The organism is Streptococcus sp. 339 (assembly GCF_013277285.1).
GTDB classification, from domain to species: Bacteria; Bacillota; Bacilli; order Lactobacillales; family Streptococcaceae; genus Streptococcus; species Streptococcus pseudopneumoniae.
Genome location: NZ_VMMR01000058.1, coordinates 1 through 2,135, shown reverse-complemented (window position 1 = coordinate 2,135; position 2,135 = coordinate 1). Strand labels below are relative to the sequence as shown.

Genomic DNA, 2,135 nt, shown 5'->3' with positions numbered 1-2,135 from the left:
TTTGGAAGAACATGCCAGTTTCTCTTTTAACCTAGGAGACTTTGACGCTATCTGGCAAGAATACTTAGAACACTAGCATGATTCATTGGGTTTGGGCTAGTAATTTCTCCATCCCTTTGCTATAATCCCGACTTTATCACTTAAAAAATACAAAAGGGCAGCTAACCCTTTGCGCCACAAGGGATTTCGCTGTTCTTTAATCTCGTTTAGGTGTTGTATATGGAGCTTTGGCGTAATTTTTGAGTTCTTCAAACTTCACGAACCCTTTGTTCCATTCCATGCCCAATAATCTATTTAGTAGCTGCATATCTGGACTTTCTTGTAGTCTATAGTAATTATCTTGTAACCTAGTTGCTTTGGCACTGTTGAGAGCATTAGCGATTCTCCTTGGACTCATCTTCCAATTAATTTGATGTTGGAGGAGTCGAAGATGAATTAAAGCGATAAAACAAGTCAAAAAATGTGCCTGTATATGATTTTCTGTCCATACATAAACAGGTCTACTTTCAAGCTCTGTCTTCGTGATGCGGAAGCAATCCTCAATCTTAGCTAACTCTTTATAAGCCTCCAACATCTCTTCATCTGTCATTCCAACTTCACTTGTTACAAGAACATTCACACCATCAAACTGAGCATCAAAATCAACCTGCTCATGGTCAATGGTAACAAGTGGGGAAAAAGGCTTTAGTTCCCCTGTTTTTTCATCCAGATAGTGGAGGTCTAGATATTTCTTGCCTCCTTTTTTACTGGTCTGTCGAAAGAGTTCCGCATTGGTTAGTTGGCTGGCATATTCTAAAGCACCTTCCCGACGAATCCGTTCTCGATCAGCGTATTTCTTAGACCAAGTAATCAGAACTTTCTCTTTGACAAGTGGAGAATCCTTCTTCGTTCCCAGCTTGCGTTCACGTAGATAGGACTTCTTTGCGAAGGTCAACTCCTTATTAAATTGCCAATCGTTTGGATTTAGAATTTGTGTTTGTAGCTCCTTTGAGGCGCCACGCCGTCCACGATGCTTCTGGGAGAAGAGCCATCCATCTTTTTGATGAATCATCTCAGAAATATTGTAAGAGCTATTCATAGCCTTATCGGCCACCACCACAATACGCTCAATTCCAAACTGTTTTTTAACTTCCTCAACAGCTGGAAGATAGGTAATAGGATCTGTTTGATTTCCTCTAAATAACTTATAACTGATGGGAATTCCATTCGTATCCATAAATAATCCTAATTGGACAATGGGTTTGGGACGATGTTCCTTACTAGGACCTCGCCTTCTTAGTCCTTCTTTTAGAATTTCACCATCAACTGAAACAACCGTCTCATCGGGGATATCTGTTTCAAAGTAGTAGTTCGTTACATCGTAGAAAACTAAACGTGCTTCACGCTTGGTCATGCGACTCACTTCTTTATGAAGATGAAGCAGAAGTTTTTCTTTCAAGGTATCCAACTTATCTAACGAACGATAAATAGCGTTGAGGCTTATTTCCCAATGACCAAATAAGTTTACTTGAGAAGCATAAGTAGATAACTTACTATCTGGATTGAGGACTCTCTGAAAAACTAATAGTTTTAAAACTTGAGCCAAATCGTACTCTGATTTCGATTTCACTGTCTTTAGAAACTCGGTTAGTTTTAACTCTTCAAACAGGTTATCCAAGACCATCCAACCATAGGACTGATCCACCTCATTCATAGGAGCCAGTAGGTCATAGCTTACTTGAAAGAATTGAGGTTCTGTTAGTAGACCTTCCTTTGCCTCACGTTTCAAACGTTCTAAGATATCAGGTTCCTCTACCTCTAGTTCATCTAAGAGACCATATTTTTTCAAAATACGCTGTCTGACTTTTCCATCTTTTCGATATCCCTCCACAAGATAGACATGAGTACGCCCTTCTTTGTTGGTTGTTGTTTTAATAAATGCCATACTCTATTATAGCATACATAATTATATACAACAAACAAAAAAGTTGAAAAATAGTCGGAAAATCCAGATGTACCAAGGGATTAAGTAAGGTCGGCGGAGAATTAAGTGATAAAGTCGGGAGTAAATCCCGACTTTGGTCTAGAGTTAAAAGCGCTGAATAAACAAAGGACTTGCCTTCTTTTTTCCGAGTCAAACACTCTTTCTCAACTAG

General features: G+C 39.0%; 1 protein-coding gene and 2 pseudogenes. 1 reads left to right on the top strand and 2 read right to left on the bottom strand.

Annotation, left to right across the window (positions count from 1 at the left end; translation table 11 throughout):
* Positions 1 to 76: pseudogene (locus HT736_RS07685) on the top strand (YozE family protein); the annotation flags it as partial.
* A gap of 120 nt (positions 77 to 196) precedes the next feature.
* Here HT736_RS07685 and HT736_RS07680 read toward each other — a convergent pair.
* On the bottom strand, positions 197 to 1,924 hold the full coding sequence (locus HT736_RS07680) for an IS1634 family transposase (RefSeq protein ID WP_000874118.1): 1,728 nt from the start codon (positions 1,922 to 1,924) through the stop codon (positions 197 to 199).
* 118 nt (positions 1,925 to 2,042) lie between these two features.
* Positions 2,043 to 2,135: pseudogene (locus HT736_RS07675) on the bottom strand (BlaI/MecI/CopY family transcriptional regulator); the annotation flags it as partial.

What these genes read in the sequence shown, in the direction of transcription:
- HT736_RS07680 (WP_000874118.1), bottom strand. Translation starts at nt 1,924, where the DNA reads ATGGCATTTATTAAAACAACAACCAACAAAGAAGGGCGTACTCATGTC.